This is a genomic window from Solirubrobacter phytolaccae (assembly GCF_027587195.1).
GTDB classification, from domain to species: Bacteria; Actinomycetota; Thermoleophilia; order Solirubrobacterales; family Solirubrobacteraceae; genus Solirubrobacter; species Solirubrobacter phytolaccae.
On record NZ_JAPDDP010000114.1, the window covers coordinates 1 to 16893 of the forward strand.

Genomic DNA, 16893 nt, shown 5'->3' on the forward strand with positions numbered 1-16893 from the left:
CGATCCGACTTGGGGGGAAGCCCGGCGAGGCCGCCGGCCGCGAGCGCGGGGACCGGCGAGGCCGCGCCGCCGTCGCCGTCGCCGTCGCCGTCGCCGTCGCCGTCGCCGCGCGAGCCTACCAACGCCACGTCAGGCGTGCCGCCGCGCGAGTCCGCCGGCGGCGAGCCCTCGCGGCGCGCGGCCGCCGAGGCCGCGCCCTCCCCCGGCGCGTCCAGCGCGATTCCCGCTCGGGCCAGGTAGCGAAGCAGCTCGCCGCGGAACCACGCGCCGCCCGGGTGCGACACGCGCGGCAGCAGGACCGCCGCGACCTCGCGGGCCGCGGCGTCGTCGCCCGTCAGCCAGGCCCACTCCACGCGCGCGAGGCCCGCGTAGGCCAGGCCGACCAGCGTCCGCGCGCGCTCGGCTCGCTCCCACGCGTCCGCCAGCAGCTCGCCCGCCGCCTCGTCGCCGCGGCGTGCCAGCAGGCGGCCCAGCCAGGGAACGGAGTAGGCGGTGAGGAAGCCCGTGTCGCCGGCGGCGGACTCCGCCAGCGCGCGCAGGCCCTCCTCCGCGCCGTCCCAGTCGCCCCGGCGCAGGCGAAGCACGCACTCGTGGACCTCCATGTTGTAGGCGTGCGACCAGAAGCCGCGCTCGCGGGCGAAGGCGAGGCCGTCGCGCACCCAGCGCTCGAGCTCCTCCAGCTCGCCCACGCGCGCGAGCAGCTCGACGAGGTTCACGTAGCCGCGGGCGATCTCCTCGTAGTGCCCGCCCGCGGTCGCCAGGGCGATCGAGTTGCGCATCGTGTCCAGCCCGCGCTCCGTCTCGCCGGCCTCGACCCGCGCGATCGCGAGGTAGTTCAGGCACAGCGCGGAGAGGTCGGGGCGCGAGGCCACCAGCGCCAAGCGGTCCGCGCGCTCGAGCACGGCCATCGCGTCCACGTGTCGGGCGGACAGGGCGAGGATCGCGCCCAGGTACAGCGTCGCGTAGGCGTTGTCGCCCAGGAGCGTCACGGCCCGCAGCGCGGCGGCCTCGGCCTCGTCGGTCTCGCCCGCCATCAGCAGCAGCCGGGAGAGCCGCACCAGGCACAAGCCGAGCGCCCGCTCGTCGCCCAGCGCCTCGTACAGAGCGAGCGCGCGCCGGCCGACCGCCGCCGCTTCGACGAACCGCGCCGCGTTGTAGAGCTCCCACCCGTATCCGTGGAGCAGGTCGGCTTGAGCGCGCGCGTCCAGCAGCGCCGCGTGCGGCATCACCGTCTCGTAGTGCGCGAGCGCCTGCCGGTGCGAGCCCGCGCGCGCCGCCTCGCGCGCCGCCGCCGGGCCCTCTTCCAGCAGCGTCGCCACGTCCCCCGCGGCCAGCGCGTGATGGAGCAGCCGTGCCCGGTCCGCCACGCCCGCAACTCGCAGAGCACCCACGACCTCGGCGTTGAGCAGCCGTCGACGCAGCTCCGGCAGCGACTGCTCGACCGCGCGCCGGGCGAGCTCGTGCCGGAACGCGATCCCACCCGCCCGCGCCTCGACGAGCCCCGCCTGCTCGGCCTCGGCCAGCACCCCCAACGACACGCCGAGCAGCCCCGGCGCGATCGCCGACGGCACCACGCTCAGCCGCTCCACCGCCTCCTGGCACGCCGGCGACACCCCGCGCAGCCGCGCCAGCACCGCGTCCTTCACGCTCGCCGGCACCTCGTCCGCCGACGCCGCCAGCGCCTCTGCCACGAAGAACGGGTTCCCGCGCGTGAGCGCGTGCAGCGCCTCCGCGTCGCGCCCCGTGCCGTTCACCAGCGCCACGACCGCCTCCCGCGATAACGGCGACAGCTCGAGCCGATGCACCGGCTCGCCCGCTAGCACGCCGAGCAACCGGTGCAGCGGATGCCCGGGCGCGAGCGCCTCGTCGCGCACGGTCAGCACCAGCAGCGCGCCCAACGACTTCACGCGCCGCGCCGCGTAGCCGAGCACGTCGATCGTCGCGTCGTCGGCCCAGTGCGCGTCCTCGACCACGAGCACGGTCGGCCGCTCGCGCGCGAGCTCGGCCATCAGCGGTGCGAACACCTCGCGGTCCTCCGCAAGCGCACGCGCCAGCGGCCCGTCGTCGGGCGCCGCGTCCCACAACGGCCCGAGCGTCCGCGGCGTCACCAGGTCGTCGCAGGCCGCGGTGAGCAACCGCCCGCGCCGGCCCGCCACGGCCGTGAACGCCTGCACCAGCGACGTCTTGCCGATCCCCGCCTCGCCCGAGATCAGCGCCGTCGACCCGTACCCGGCCTCCGCACGGCTCAGCGCGCCGATGAGCGCGCCGAGCGGTGCGTCACGTTCGAGGAGGGTGGCGGCCATGACCCAATGGTCCCATGGCCGCCACCCCAGCCTCTATGGCCCGACCACCCGACCCTCGACGGTCGGCGCGACCGGCGAGCGCGCCGCGATGTACTCGATCGTCACGTCGAGCAGCGCGTCGCCCGGCTGAAGGACGTTCGTGCCCAGCGTGAACGCCGTATAGCCGTCGCCGCCGGTGAGCATGAAGTCGTTGGTGACGATCCGGACCGAGTCCGCGTCCCCCAACACCTTCCCGTCGCTCACGCGCACGATCGAGTCGACCACGGGCACGATCCCCGTGCAGTGGAACGTGACCTTGATGCCGGAGATCTGCGGCGTCCGGCCTGTACCGCCGGCGACGTCGCCGCACGGCGGCTTGAAGCCGTTCTCCAGCCCGGCCTTCAGGTTCGCGTAGGTCAGGGTCATGATCACCGTGCGGTTGCCGAACGGCAGCACGGCGAACACCTCGCCCCACGTGATCTGCCCGGCGGCCTCACCCGCGCTCGGCGGCGTCATCCGGATGTCCTGCCGCAGCCCGCCGGAGTTCGTGATCGCCGCGTCCACGCCCGGGTACTTCGCGCGCATCGCGTCGGCCACGAGGTTGCCGAGGTTGGACTCCTTCAGGCGGTTCGGGTCGCGCAGCAGGTCCACGCTCGCCGAGCCGATCACCTGGTTGCGCAGGACCGCCGTGTCGTCGTTGGCCTTCTTCACGATCGCCGCGACGTCCGCCCGCGGCGTGACGCCGAGGTTCTTGGCCGTGCGCGTCGTCGCGCCCGCCCACTCGACGTCGCCGTCGTCGACCAGCAGCTGCGCGACCGAGTAGGAGACGCCCGCGTTGAAGCCCTCGACCACCGGGATCTTGCCGACCACGGTGTTGGCCGCGCGGTGCGTGTGCCCCGCGACGACGAGGTCGATCGTCGTGTCCTGGAGCTTGCCGACGATGTCGATGATCGGCCCGCTCCACGGCGTCGGCAGCGTGCCGTCGACCGCGTTGCTGCCCGCCGCGGCGCCCTCGTGGATGACCACGATCTGCACCTTCACGCCGCGCGCCCGCAGGAGCTGCGACTCGCGCTTGATCCGCTCCGCCTCGTCCAGGAACGAGAGGCCCGCGGTGTTGCCCGCCGCGACCAGCTCCGGCGTGTTCTTGACCGTCGCGCCGATCACGCCGACGTTGACGCCGTTGACGCGAATGACCGTCGACGGCTTCACGTACGACGGCGGCTGCCCGTTGCTCGTCTGCACGATGTTCGCCGACAGCCACGGGAACTTCGACGCGGCCTGCTGCTTGAGGATGCGCGTCGGGCCGTAGTCGAACTCGTGGTTGCCGAACGCGGTCGCGTCCATCCCCCACGCGTTCATCGCCTCGATCGAGGGCATGTCCTCGAGCAGCGCGGAGTTCGGCGGGGAGGCGCCGACGTTGTCGCCGCCGGACAGCAGCAGCGTGGAGCCCGGCAGCTGCGCGGCTTCCTCGTCGAACAGCGTCGCGAGCTGACCCGCGCCGCCGACCGAGGCCTGCAGCGTGTCGTAGCCCGACGTCGTCGGCTCGAGCTGGCCGTGGAAGTCGTTGAGCCCGATCACGTTGACCGGCGTGTAGTCGCGCCCGTCGTCCAGGAGATCGCGGCGCACGACGCCCTGGCTGTGCTGCGGTGCCGGGACGCCGAGCAGGAACGCGGCCGTCGGCGCGAGGTCGATCGACCGCACGTCGTCGGCCTCGCCCCGCTCGATGGCGTCGCCGCCGGCGAGGAACGTCGCGCGCATGTTCGTGTTCGAGCGCAGATCCTGCACGTCCGGCACGTAGCCGTGCTGGCCGAAGAACGCCGACAGCGCGAACTGCGTGCCGGGCGTCGCCGCGTCGAACTGGTACGGCGAGGCCGAGAAGACGACCAGGTCGCCCGTCCGCGTCGGGTGCGCCATGTCGGCCGTGGAGCCCGCGCCGTTCGGGATGTAGCGCGCCTCGGCCTTCGTGTACGTGCGGTCGATGACCTTCCAGTTCTCGGGACGGCCGTCGTGGTTCCAGTCGTTGCCGTCCTTGAGCGCGAGGAACGCGGCGCGGATCTTCGCGACCGTCGCCGCCTCTTCGGTCGCCGCGATCTGCGTCTGCCCCGCGACGACCGGGTCGCGCCCGGCCAGGTTCAGGTAGACCTGCGCGGCGCCACCGGCGTAGCAGACCTTCGCCGAGCCCTTCGTCTCCCCGGTCGCCAGGCGGCAGTTGCCGGTCTGCGGCGTGGAGAGCAGGCCGAGGTCGACGAGCACCTTGGACGCGTCGATGGCCAGGAACTGCGGCGCGAAGCCGTGGTCGGAGGAGACGAACGTCGTCAGGTCACGGTCGCGCAGGTAGTCCTGGGCGAGCCGCATCGTCTTGTCCGAGCCGGCGTACGCGTCGCGGATGTAGCCCTCGCGCGCCTTCGCCCGCCCGTCCTTCTTGCCGTCCACGTTCGTGTCGTCGTAGGACGGGTTCGCGGCGCCGTTGGGCAGCCGCTTAGTCACGAGCCCGAGGAACTGGTGCTGGATCTCGTCCGTGCGCGGATCGCCGACCATCGCCAGGTCCGGCTGGTACTTCGTCAGCACGTACTTGATGAGCGGGTGGTAGAGCTTGGCCCAGTACTCGCTCTGTTCGATGTATGTGTCCTCGCTCACCGTGCCCGCCTCGAGCACGGCGAAGTCGCCGGCCTGCGAGGACGGGAACTTCTCGGCGATGTAGTCCTCGAACGTGCCGGTGAACCCACGCTCGGTGAAGCCGTTCCAGGTCGCCAGCGCGCGAGTGACGGACGTGTGGAACAGGCGGACTTGCTTGAGGTCGGTGGAGAGTCGCTCGACCTTCAGCAGGAACGATGCCGTCTTGCCTTCGCTGGTTCCGCCGATGATCTTGACCTTCACGTCGGCGAACGGGTCGCCCTCGGCGAGGTCGGCGACCTTGTCCGCGCCGCTCTTCGTCCGGCTGAACAGGACGCGGTCGTACTTGACCCGGCCGTCGTTGCGGGAGTCGTAGAGGTACGCGTTGAGGCCGTACTTGTCCGTGCCGAAGTCGACGACGCGCAGGCGCATCTCCTTCGCGGGCGAGTACGAGCGCGGCACGTTCGTCCAGCCGGTCGCGGGCGCGGGGGCGGCGCCCGGGAACGGCGCGTTGCCGGCGTAGCCCGCCGGATGGTCGAACTGCACGCCGAACGAGCGCGTGAACGCCTCGTTGTCGGTGGGCGAGATGTAGTTCGTCGCCACGCCCCGACCGGAGAAGAAGCCGCGGTAGTCGACGGTCGGGCCGTTGATGACGCCGCTGCGCCCGCCGACCCACTCGATCTGCGCGACCTTCTTGCCCCCGCGCTCAGCCGCCTGGGCGAGCGTCTCGGCCTGGAGGACGTTCGCGCTCGAGAACGACGTGGACGAGTCGAACGTCGCGCCGTTGCGGTGGAACGTGTTGTTGGTCGAGCCGTGCACGCCCGGCCACGCGCCGGTCGCCAGCGTGAACCAGCCCGCGCCGGTGTTCGGCGGCGCCTGCGTCAGCAGCCCGTGGTCGGACGCATACGCGCCCTTGCGCAGCAGCTCGCGGAAGCCGGGCGTGACGCCCCGGTCCGAGAACTCCTCGACCGCGTCCTGGCGCAGGCCGTCCGACGCGAAGAACAGCAGCTTGCCGCTCTCGTCGCGGCCGTGGTGTTGCCACCAGTCCTTATGGGCGTCGGCGCCTTCCCACGGCACCGCCAGCCCGACCGCCAACGCGGCGGCCGCCCCCATCACTGCGACAACCGGCACCCGCCGTCCCAACCGTCGCTCCATGGAACCCTCCTGATCTTCAGAGATTCAGAAGGACCGAACACTACGCCCGTCCCAGCGCAGGATGTGAACGACTTGACGCGCTGTCACTCCGGCGTGACGGTGAGCGTGAGGCCCGCGGCGCGCAGCCGCTCGACCAGCGCCGCGCCCATCGCCGAGGCCGGCGTGAGCACACCTCCCGGTCCGTCCGTCCGGGCCAAGGTGAGCGCCGCCTCGCCCATCATCACGGCCGTCGCGGCGTAGCCCGGATCGCCCTTGGCGGCGACGGTCGCGACGTGCCCGCCGCCGTGCACCTGCACCTTGAAGAAGCCGTTCGTGCGTGCCTTCTCCGACGGCCCGGCGCCCGGACCGGGCAGCACGCGGTCGAGCACCCAACGCGTCGGCCCGAAGGCGAGCCCGCCCGCCAACAGACCCAGGCACGCGGTGAACCCGTAGGCGGCGATCGGGTTCTTGTAGGCCGACACCTCGCGGTACGCGAAGTCCGGCCCGTAGCCGAGCAGCTCGGCGCTGCGACGGACGATCCGCGTGTTGTAGGTCGCCATCACGAACGGGCCGATCCAGCCGTGCTCGGGGTCGCGCTTGACGGCCCGGAAGTCGCGCGTCCGGTCGCTGCCGCCGAGCGAGGCCGGGTCGATGATCACGTCGCGCGCGGCGAGGTCCGCGCGCATCTCGTCGACCTGGCCCTTCATCGACGCCAGCGTTCCCCCGCTCGCGCCGCCGCGCAGCGCCTTGAGCACGAACGTGGTCCTCCCCAGCTCGCCCGCCGCCTCGTGCAGCAGGAACGTGCCGAGGTCGGACGGGATCGAGTCGAACCCGCACGAGAGGACGATCCGCGCGCCCGAGGCAACGGCCGCGTCGTGCCGCGCCACCGCGTCGTGCGCGAACAGGATCTCGCCCGTCAGGTCGCAGTACGCCGTGCCCGCCTCGACGCACGCGTCCACGAGCTTGAGCCCACCCTTGCGGTACGGGCCGACCGTGGTGCAGACCACCCGCGCGCTGCGCGCCAGCGCCCCCGGGTCATCCGCGTCGGCGACGATCAGCGGCCGGTCGATCCCGAGCGCCTCGAGCTTGGAGCGCGAGCGGCCGGCCAGCGCCACGTCCGCGTCGGTCTTGTCCAGGTACTCCGCCACAAGGCGCCCGACGAAGCCGGTCGCGCCGAAGACCACGATGTCGTGCACGGGTGGACGCTACCCGCTCCCCGCCGGTAGGGTCACAGTCGTGGACCGGCTGGACGAGCTGGAGCGGCAGGTCGAGGGCGGCAACCTCTTCGCGCACAGCGCGCTGACCGAGCAGGCAGGCCGCCTGAACGAGGCCGCCGCGGTCGTCAACGGCCTCGTCGGCCTGCTCATCCAGCGCGGCCTGATCGAGGGCGAGGAGCTGCTCGCCGTGGTCGACTCGGTCCGCGAGCAGACCACCCGCGCAGGCGAGCACGCCACCCTCGGCGTGATGGTCCGCAAGGACCGCCCGGACGAGGTGGGCCCAGGCAACGACGTGGACTGCGCCACCCGCCTCCCCCACTGCCGCGGCGCCTGCTGCTCGTTCCACTTCCCGCTCTCCGTCGCCGAGATCGAGGCCGGCGGCCCGCTCAAGTGGGACCTCGCCCGTCCGTACTACAACCGCCACAACACCGACGGCTACTGCCACAAGCTCGACGCCGAGCACGGCTGCACGATCTACGACGAGCGCCCCTCCGTCTGCCGCCAGTACACCTGCGTCGACGACAGCCGCATCTGGAAGGACTTCGACGCCATGATCCCCAACACCGAGTGGCTCGACGAGAACTTCTCCCGCGCGGAACGAGGCCCGGTTGAGATCTTCATGGACGCCCATCAGCGCGATTAGCCTCGCGCTGCTCGCCGGCTGCGGCGCCGAAGCGGCCCCGCGCGTGCAGATCGACTACGAGCAGCGCCTCGCGCTCGTCACCGACCACCCCTACGAGTTCACGTGCGGCGACGAGCGCCATGTGAACCGCTTCGGCAAGCGCGCGTACTTCGCCCTGGCCGACATCGAGCGCTTCGCCCACATGAGCCGTCTGCGCGCCGCGACGAGCATCTTCTACGGCGTCCAGGAGGTCTGCAAGGGCAGGCCGGACACCTACAAGCCGATGCGCGAAGCCGTCGCCGGCGTGCGCTCAGGCCGCTACGTCTCGACCTAGGGCAACGCCGGCAACGACGACGACCACGGCGTCAATCGACGAGCGCCCGCAGCTGGCGCACCGCCAGCGTGAGGCCCGCCAGGTCCGGCTCGCCTTCACGCGACAGTGAGCGCAGGAACGACGTGAAGCGGCCGAGCGCCGGGCCGCGGTCGGCCAGGTAGCGCTCGACGTCGCCGTCGGCCTCGGCGAGGACGGAGCCGGCGAGCTCGCGGCGCATCTGGGCGGCGTCCTCGCGCACGGCTTGGAGCGCCCAGCGCTGCATCCGGGTCGGCGCGGCCATGCGCTCGAGCTCGCCCTCGATCCAGTCCAGGCGCAGCTCCGCGCCGACGGCGAAGAACACTTCCGCCACCGTCTCGATCGGCTTGCCCGTCGCGCCGGCGACGGAGACCATGTCCGGCGCGTAGCGCTGCTCGGGGCGGAGCGCGTGGGCCTGGGCGAGCGGCTCCGGGATGCCCGCGGACACCAGCCGCTCGACCGTCTGCTCGCGGCGGCGCCGGCGCTCGTCCGAGCCCAGCTCGCCGAGCGCGGCGGCGAGGCGCTCGAAGCCGTCGCGTCCCGCGGAGATGCACTCCTCGATGTCGGCACCCGGCTCCCACGTCAGGTACCAGCGGGTCGTCGCCTCGACGAGCCCGTCGAGGCCGCCCATCAGCTCCAGCTGGGCCTCGCGCGTGCCGTCCTCGAGGCGTTCGACGACGTCCCAGCGGGCATCCGCGCCGGTCACCTCGCGAGCGATCCGGAAGGCGCGCACGACGTCGGCGGGCTCCGCCCCGCGCTCGGCCATCAGCTGGGACAGGAACGTCGGGCCGAGCGCGTTGACGACCTCGTTCGCGTTGACCATGCAGATCAGCTGGCGCCGCAGCGGGTGCTCGCCGAGCAGGTGGCCGAAGCGCTTGACGACCTTGGCCGGGAAGTAGTGCTTGAGGTCGCGCTCGAGCCACGGCTCGTCGATGAAGTACGAGCGCTCCAGGGCCCGCGCGAGCAGCTGCTTGGAGTAGGCGAGCAACGTCGCCAGCTCCGGCCGCTCCATGCCGCGCCCGGCCCGGCGGCGCTCGCCGATCTCCTCCGAGCTCGGCAGGTCCTCGGACGCGCGGTCGAGCAGCTTGAGCTCCTCCAGCTGCACCATCAGGTCCTCGTAGGCGAACAGGCGGTTCGCGCTGCGGTCGACTTCCTGGGCGATGATCTGCGCCTGCAGGAACGAGTCGTAGAGCACGTGCGCGACGACGTCGTCGGTGACGTCGAGCAGCAGCTCGTCGCGCTCCTCGCGGGTGAGCTCTCCGGCGCGCTCGGCCAAGCCCAGGAGGATCTTCAGGTTGACCTCGTGGTCGGAGCAGTCGACGCCCGCGGAGTTGTCGATGAAGTCGGCGTTGACCAACCCGCCGCCGGTCGAGAACTCGACGCGCCCCCGGCGCGTGAAGCCGAGGTTGCCGCCCTCGCCGACGACCTTCGCGCGGAGGTCGGAAGCATCCACGCGGATCGCGTCCGAGGCGCGGTCGTGCGCGTCGGCGTCGCTTTCGCTGGAGGCCTTCACGACCGTGCCGATGCCGCCGTTCCAGAGCAGGTCGACCTCGGCCCGCAGGATCGCGCGGATGACCTCGGTCGGCGCGAGCGTCTCCTCCGAGATGCCCAGCGCCTCGCGCGCCTGCGCCGACAGCTTGATCGACTTGGCCGTGCGCGGGAACACGCCCCCGCCCTCGGAGATCAGCTCCCGGTCGTAGTCGTCCCACGACGAGCGCGGCGTCTCGAACAGCCGCTTCCGCTCGGCGAACCCGGCCGCCGCGTCGGGCGACGGGTCGATGAAGATGTGCCGGTGGTCGTAGGCCGCGACGAGCCGGATCTGCTCGCTCAGCAGCATCCCGTTGCCGAACACGTCACCGCTCATGTCGCCGATCCCGACCACGGTGAACTCGTCCGTCTGCGTGTCGACGCCGAGCTCCTTGAAGTGCCGCTTGACCGACTCCCACGCGCCCTTGGCCGTGATGCCGAGCGCCTTGTGGTCGTAGCCCGCTGAGCCACCACTCGCAAATCCATCGTCGAGCCAGAACTCGACCTCGCGCGCGACCCGGTTGGCGGTGTCGGAGAACGTCGCCGTGCCCTTGTCCGCGGCGACCACGAGGTAGGTGTCCTCGCCGTCGCGCACGCGCACCGCGGGCGGCGGGACGACCTTGCCGTCCACGAGGTTGTCCGTCAGCGACAGCAGGGAGCGGATGAACGTGACGTAGTGGCGCTCCACGTCCTCCCCGCGCTTGATGTAGAAGCCGCCCTTCGCGCCCGCGGGCACGATCACGGCGTTCTTGGTCAGCTGCGCGCGCATCAGCCCGAAGACCTCGGTGCGGTAGTCCTGGCGGTCCGACCACCGCAGGCCGCCGCGGGCGATCGGCCCGCCGCGCAGGTGGATGCCCTCCACGTCGGGTGAGTAGACGTAGATCTCGCGGTAGGGCGCGGGCCCCGGCATCGCGGGCACGTCGGCCGACTTGAGCTTGAACGCGAGCGCCTCGCGGTCGCTGTTGTAGGCGTTCGTGCGCAGCGTCGCCTCGATCACCGTCAGCTGGTTGCGCAGGATCCGGTCGTGGTCGAGCGAGGCGACCTCTTCCAGCTCGGCCAGGATCTCCTCGCGCAGCGCCGCCTCGGCTTCCTCGTCCGTCTCGAGCTCCGGGTCGAAGCGCAGCTCGAAGAAGCGCACGAGCTTCGCGGTGATCGATGAGTTCGCCACCAGCACGTCGTTCTGGTAGCTCTCGGTGAAGCGCGAGCCGACCCGCTGGCGGTACTTGCGGTACGCGCGCAGGATCGCCACCTGGCGCCGATCGAGCCCAGCCGTGAGCACGAGCCGGTTCAGGTTGTCGGTCTCCGCGTCCCCGCGATGGACCGCCGCGAGCAGCTCCGCCACACGGTCGCCCACCTCGTCCAGGTCGAGGGAAGCGCCGTCGGGCCCGAGGACGCGGAACTCCTGCACCCACGTCTCGTCGTCGCCGGTCAGCCGCGTCGAGATCTCCTCGATCACGCGCAGCCCGAGGTCCTCGAGCATCGGCAGCGCCTCGCCCAGCTCGACCTTCGGGCCGCGCTTGTAGAGCGCGATCCGCGTGTGCTGCGCGAGCGGCTGCAGCGAGACGAGGAACGGACCCTGCTCGGACAGCTGCTCGAGCAGCGCGATGTCCATCGCGCCCACGTGCGGGGACGTGTAGCCCTTGTAGTGCTCCGGGAGGTGCGCGGCCCAGATCGAGCGCAGCAGCCGGCCGCGGGCGGCGCCGAAGCGCTCGGTCAGCGCGTCGCGCAGCGCGTCGTCCCAGGTGCGCGCGAGCTGCGCGACCTCGCGCTCGAGGTCGGCGTTGGTGATGTCCGGCAGCCCGTCCTGCGAGTGGACGAGGAAGTGCACGCGCACGCGGTTGCCGCCCTCGCCGAGCATGTGCTGGGCCTCGACGTCGCGGGCCTTGAAGCGGCGCTTGAACAGCCGCGTGACGCGCTCGACGAGCAGCGCGCGGTAGCGGTCCCGCGGCAGCGCGAGGATGTACGACGCGCTCCGGCCGTCCAGCGCGCGGCGCCCGAGCAGCCGCACGCGATCGGTGCCCTCCAGCGCGAGGAGGGCGACCACCGCGCGGCGCAGGTCGTCCACCGGCGCGGCGAACAGCTCGTCCTTCGGGAACGTGTCGAAGAGCGAGATCGCGGACTTGTAGTCGTGCGAGCCTTCGATCAGGTCCTCGGCCTCGAGCACGCGCCGCAGCTTGCGGTGCAGCACCGGCGTCTCCGACGCCGGCTCGGTGTAGGCCTTGCTCGTGAACAGGCCGAGCAGGCGCGCCTCGCCCGCGAGCTCGCCGTCCGGCGTGACGCGGCGCACGCCGACGTAGTCCATCCGCTCGTGGCGGTGCACGGGCGCGATCGCGTTGGCCTTGTCGACCAGCAGCAGCTCGCCGCTCGTGGCCCGCTCGCGCAGCACGTCCGGCAGCTCGCTGAGCGGGACGGGCTCCGCGTACGCCGAGCGCTCCTCGTCGGCGAGGATGCCGAGCCCGGAGCCGGGGATGCAGCGGTAGGCGCCGTTGGTGATCTCGTACTCGCGTGCGCCGAGCAGCACGAAGTTGCCGCGCAGCAGCCAGGCGAGGAAGTCCACGGCCTCGCGGATCTCGTCGCTGTCGTAGCGGGTGTTCGCGCGCCGGGCGAGCGAGATCATCGACTCCACGCGCTGCGTCATCGCGCCGAAGTCGGTGACGGTGCTGCGCACCGCGCGGAGCACCCGCTCGACGTCCGCGGTCAGCTCCTCCAGCTCGCGCGCGGTGAGCTTGCGCGCGAGGTCGAAGTGCATGACCGACTCGCGGTGGACCGCGTTGCGGGCGTGGCTGACGGCGCTGATGGCGCCGTCCTCGCGCGTGATCCCGATGATCGGGTGCACGAGCCGGACGACCTGCTCGCCGCGGGCCTCGAGCGCCGCGCTCACGGAGTCCACGAGGAACGGCCAGTCGTCGCTGTTGGTCTCCAGGACGCTGCCGAGCGGCTCGTAGCCGTCCGCGCCGAGCGTCGGGTTGAACGCCCGCACCGCGATCGACGCGGTGCCGCGCTCGCCCGCGAACTCGAGCACGCCGTGGATCTCCGCCCACAGGTGCTCGGGCGAGATCCCTTCATCTGTGGACAGCCGGCGGACATACGCGCCCGCGAACGCACGCGCGATCTCGCCGCCGTTGGATTCGGCGAGATCGAGCAGGCGCTCGCGGTAGTCGCTTGAGCCGGCCTCGGTCTCCTCCGCGAGGCTCATAGCTCGGTAGACGCTAGCTCAGGCGCCGTTTCAGCGTCTCGAACTGGTCTCGGATGGGTGACGGGAGTCTGTCTCCGAACTGCGCCAGGTGCGCCTGCGTCTGGTCCAGCTCCGAGCGCGCCTCGTCCAGATCCACGCTCAGCGCCTCGGCGACCGCGCGGCGATTGAGGCCGCCCAGCTGCAGGTGCTCGGGCTCCGGGACGTAGCCGAGCGGCGTCTCGAACGCCTCGGCCTCGTCGTCGCAGCGGCGGAAGATCCAGGCCAGCACGCGCGAGTTCTCACCGAACCCGGGCCACAGGAACTTGCCGTCCTCGCCCTTGCGGAACCAGTTGACGTGGAAGATCTTCGGCAGCTGCGCCCGCTTGTTGTCGGCCATGTCCAGCCAGTGCTGGAAGTAGTCGGCCATGTGATAGCCGCAGAACGGCAGCATCGCGAACGGGTCGAAGCGCAGCTCGCCGACCTTGCCGGCCGCCGCCGCGGTCTTCTCGCTCGCCATCGTCGCGCCGAGGAACACGCCGTGCTCCCAGCCGAACGCCTCGCGGACGAGCGGCGCGCCGGACGAGCGGCGCCCACCGAACAGGAACGCGTCGATCGGCACGCCCTTCGGGTCTTCCCACTCGTCGGCGATGCTCGGGCACTGGGCCGCGGGCGTCGTGAAGCGGGCGTTCGGATGCGCGGCCGGACCGTCGTTGTCCTCCGGCGTCCAGTCGTTGCCCTTCCAGTCGATCAGGTGGTCGGGCGTCTCGCCGGACATCCCCTCCCACCAGATGTCGCCGTCGTCGGTCTTCGCGCAGTTGGTGAAGATCGTGTTGCGCTCGACGGTGTCCATCGCGTTCGGGTTCGTCTTGCGCGCCGTGTTGGGCGCGACGCCGAAGAAGCCGTACTCGGGGTTGACGGCGTAGAGCTTGCCGTCCTCGCCGAACTTCATCCACGCGATGTCGTCGCCGATCGTCTCGACCTTCCAGTCCTCGAGCGTCGGCACGAGCATCGCGAGGTTGGTCTTGCCGCAAGCGCTCGGGAACGCGCCGCCGACGTACTTGACTCTGCCCTCGGGGCTCGTGAGCTTGAGGATGAGCATGTGCTCGGCGAGCCAGCCCTCGTCGCGCGCGATCACGCTCGCGATGCGCAGGGCGAAGCACTTCTTGCCGAGCAGCGCGTTGCCGCCGTAGCCCGAGCCGAAGGACCAGATCTCGCGCGTCTCGGGGAAGTGGACGATGTACTTCTCCTCGTTGCACGGCCACGCGCCGGAGGTCTCGCCGTCCTGGAGCGGCGCGCCGGTCGTGTGCAAGCACGGCACGAAGTCCCCGCTGTCGCCGAGGACGTCCAGCGCCTTCTTGCCCATGCGGGTCATGATCCGCATCGAGACCGCGACGTACGCGGAGTCCGTGAGCTGGATGCCGATCTCGGCGATCGGCGACCCGAGCGGGCCCATGCTGAACGGCACGACGTACATCGTGCGCCCGCGCATGGCGCCGGCGAACTTGTCCTTCAGGACGCCGCGCATCTCCTTCGGGTCGCGCCAGTTGTTGGTCGGGCCGGCGTCGTCCTCGGACTCTGAGCAGATGAACGTCCGGTCCTCCACACGCGCGACGTCGTTGGGGTCGCTGCGCGCGAGGTAGGAGTTCGGCCGCTTGGCCTCCGAGAGCTTCTCGAATGTCCCCGCGTCTACGAGCTCGGCGCAGAGGTTGTCGTACTCCTCCGCCGACCCGTCGCACCAGTGGATGGCGGCCGGCTGCGCGAGCTCGGCGATCTCCTCCACCCAGGCGAGCAGCTTTGCGTGTTTCGTGGGGACAGACGTCTCGATGGCCACTTGAGGAATCGACCTCTCTCGGGTTTGTCAGATCCTTACAAACTGAACGGAAATGGGGCGTTCGCTCTGGCCCGTCAGGGGTGCCGACGTGCCAAAACGATCACTCCGCCGCCTTCAGCTTACGCGAAGCTACCCCGGAAGGCCACCAGACGATGCGCTAGGTCGCTCTAGGGGGTTTTGCCAGTGACGTTCAAACTTCGCGCTTGGGCACAAGCACAAGCCGTTTGAACTCCGCCACAAGCGTCCCGTCCTGCTTGAGGACGCGGGTGTGGACCTTCACCGTTCCGCGATCGGGCTTTGACCTTGACTCCTTGATCTCCAGGACCTCGGTCTCCGCAAACAGCGTGTCGCCGTGGAAGACGGGCGCCGGGTGGCTGAGCTCCTCCGTGGCGAGGTTCGCGATCGCCTTGCCGGAGATGTCGGAGACGGACATGCCGAGCGCGAGCGCGTACACGTACGGCCCGACCACGACGTTGCGGCCCTGCTGGGACTGCGCTGCGTACACGTCGTTGATGTGCAGCGGGTGGTGGTTCATCGTCAGCAGGCAGAAGAGGTGGTCGTCCGCCTCGGTGACGGTCTTCGCCGGCCAGTGCTTGTAGACCGCGCCGACCTCGAACTCCTCCAGGTAACGGCCGTACGGGTGCGCGCCTGAGGCCTCGCGCGTCCGTTGATCAGTGTCGACAGAGCTCATGGAAGGGCATGATGCCCCTGATGCGCAACGCCCGCTCCTACTTCGCGCCGCTCGCGATCGGCGCACCGCAGCCGGTTCGAGAGATCCCCGTGACGCCCTCGCGGATGATCCACTTCTTCGACCCGTCCAACGCGAAGCTGCGCGGAAAAGTGCCGGACATGGCCCGCTCCGCCGACGTCCTGCTGGGCAACCTGGAGGATGCGATCGCGGCGGACAAGAAGGAGGCGGCGCGCGCCGGGCTGGTCGAGGTGGGCCGCGAGGCCGACCTGGGCGGAACGCCGCTCTGGACGCGGATCAACGCGTTGGAGTCACCCTGGGCGCTCGACGACCTCGTGACGTTGGTCACAGAGATCGGCTCCGTGCTGGACGTGGTGATGGTGCCCAAGGTGGAGGGCGTGGAGGACATCCACTACGTCGATCGGCTGCTCGCGCAGCTGGAGGCCCGATCGGAGCTGCAGCGACCGATCCTGATCCACGCGATCCTCGAGACCGCCCAGGGCGTGGCCAACGTCGAGGAGATCGCGACGGCGTCGCCGCGCATGCAGGGCATCTCGCTCGGGCCCGCGGACCTGGCGGCCTCGCGGCGGATGAAGACCACGCGCGTGGGCGGCGGGCATCCCGGCTACCGCGTGATCGCCGACCCGAGCTCAGGCGACGCGCGGCCGTCCTACCAGCAGGACCTCTGGCACTACACGATCGGCCGCATGGTCGACGCCTGCGCCGCGGCCGGCATCTTCCCCTACTACGGCCCGTTCGGCGACATCAAGGACGAGGTCGGCTGCGAGGCCCAGTTCCGCGCCGCCTACCTGATGGGCTGCGTCGGGGCCTGGTCGCTGCACCCCGTCCAGATCGGCATCGCCAAGCGCGTCTTCTCCCCCGAGGTCGACGAGGTACGGTTCGCCAAGCGGGTGCTGGAGGCGATCCCCGACGGCTCCGGCGTGCACATGCTCGACGGCAAGATGCAGGACGACGCCACCTGGAAGCAGGCGAAGGTGCTCGTCGACCTCGCCACGATGCTCGCGCGCAAGGACGAGGAGCTGGCCGAGGCCTACGGCCTGTGAGCCACCCCGACCCGCGGGACATGCGCGCCTACATGGCCTGGCTCCTCCGAGGCCAGGCGCACGTCGGGCAGCGGTGCGCCGAGGCGTTCGCGCAGCACGCGCGCGGGCACGTTGACGCGGTCGACGTCACCCCACGCGTCGACGACTGAGCCGCCGCGCAGGACCAGCCCGTTCGGGCCTGTTTGGCTCGACGGCGAAGCACACGCTGGACCGACCGCACCGAGCGCGACGCGTTCCACGCGCGCTGGCGAAGCTAGAGCCGAACGCTCCGTGGTCTTCGCGGCGAGCAGGAACTCCTATACGATCGACGCTCATGCCGCCTCGTTCGGATAACTAGGAATTATCGCCGTGCAGGCGCTTGCAGGCGTCCTCGGCCACCACGAGATCATCG

Annotated in this window: 10 protein-coding genes; 4 read left to right on the forward strand and 6 right to left on the reverse strand. The window is 71.2% G+C overall.

Annotated elements, in window-relative coordinates; all coding sequences use genetic code 11:
• From OJ997_RS34290 to OJ997_RS34300, 3 genes are all read right to left on the reverse strand, one after another.
• On the reverse strand, window positions 1–2303 hold a 2303-nt coding region (locus OJ997_RS34290; protein ID WP_270029944.1), incomplete at its 3' end, for an ATP-binding protein.
• Between the two features lie 33 nt (window positions 2304–2336).
• Window positions 2337–6026, reverse strand: a complete 3690-nt coding sequence (locus OJ997_RS34295) for a 5'-nucleotidase C-terminal domain-containing protein (RefSeq protein ID WP_270029945.1) — start codon at window positions 6024–6026, stop codon at window positions 2337–2339.
• Window positions 6027–6133: 107 nt separating this feature from the next.
• The gene (locus tag OJ997_RS34300) at window positions 6134–7225 is read right to left on the reverse strand and encodes a saccharopine dehydrogenase family protein (protein WP_270029946.1); all 1092 of its coding nucleotides are present in this window, start codon (window positions 7223–7225) and stop codon (window positions 6134–6136) included.
• Between the two features lie 40 nt (window positions 7226–7265).
• On the opposite strand from OJ997_RS34300, the gene OJ997_RS34305 reads away from it, so the two are divergent.
• Window positions 7266–7889 carry a YkgJ family cysteine cluster protein gene (locus OJ997_RS34305; RefSeq protein ID WP_270029947.1) on the forward strand — a complete coding sequence of 208 codons (624 nt, stop codon included), beginning with the start codon at window positions 7266–7268 and terminating at the stop codon, window positions 7887–7889.
• Entirely contained in the window at window positions 7855–8202 is a 348-nt protein-coding gene (locus tag OJ997_RS34310) for a hypothetical protein (protein WP_270029948.1), read from the forward strand. The genes OJ997_RS34305 and OJ997_RS34310 overlap by 35 nt, the downstream gene beginning before the upstream one ends.
• 31 nt (window positions 8203–8233) lie before the next feature.
• Here the strand turns inward: OJ997_RS34310 and OJ997_RS34315 are convergent, their stop codons facing one another.
• From OJ997_RS34315 to OJ997_RS34325, 3 genes are all read right to left on the reverse strand, one after another.
• The gene (locus OJ997_RS34315) at window positions 8234–12940 is read right to left on the reverse strand and encodes an NAD-glutamate dehydrogenase (protein ID WP_270029949.1); all 4707 of its coding nucleotides are present in this window, start codon (window positions 12938–12940) and stop codon (window positions 8234–8236) included.
• 13 nt (window positions 12941–12953) lie between these two features.
• Entirely contained in the window at window positions 12954–14759 is a 1806-nt protein-coding gene (locus OJ997_RS34320) for a phosphoenolpyruvate carboxykinase (GTP) (RefSeq protein WP_372517968.1), read from the reverse strand.
• A 181-nt stretch (window positions 14760–14940) separates the two neighbouring features.
• Window positions 14941–15441, reverse strand: a complete 501-nt coding sequence (locus OJ997_RS34325; protein ID WP_270029951.1) for a MaoC family dehydratase — start codon at window positions 15439–15441, stop codon at window positions 14941–14943.
• A gap of 20 nt (window positions 15442–15461) precedes the next feature.
• On the opposite strand from OJ997_RS34325, the gene OJ997_RS34330 reads away from it, so the two are divergent.
• Together OJ997_RS34330 and OJ997_RS34335 are read left to right on the forward strand one after the other, a co-directional pair.
• Complete coding sequence (locus tag OJ997_RS34330; RefSeq protein ID WP_270029952.1) at window positions 15462–16502, forward strand: HpcH/HpaI aldolase/citrate lyase family protein; 1041 nt, start codon at window positions 15462–15464, stop codon at window positions 16500–16502.
• Entirely contained in the window at window positions 16499–16651 is a 153-nt protein-coding gene (locus tag OJ997_RS34335) for a hypothetical protein (protein ID WP_270029953.1), read from the forward strand. Before OJ997_RS34330 ends, OJ997_RS34335 begins: the two co-directional genes overlap by 4 nt.
• Window positions 16652–16893: the final 242 nt, after the last annotated feature.

Coding starts and splice junctions, on each gene's coding strand:
- OJ997_RS34315 (WP_270029949.1), bottom strand. CDS start 12,940: ATGAGCCTCGCGGAGGAGACCGAGGCCGGCTCAAGCGACTACCGCGAG.
- OJ997_RS34325 (WP_270029951.1), bottom strand. CDS start 15,441: ATGAGCTCTGTCGACACTGATCAACGGACGCGCGAGGCCTCAGGCGCG.
- OJ997_RS34330 (WP_270029952.1), top strand. CDS start 15,462: ATGCGCAACGCCCGCTCCTACTTCGCGCCGCTCGCGATCGGCGCACCG.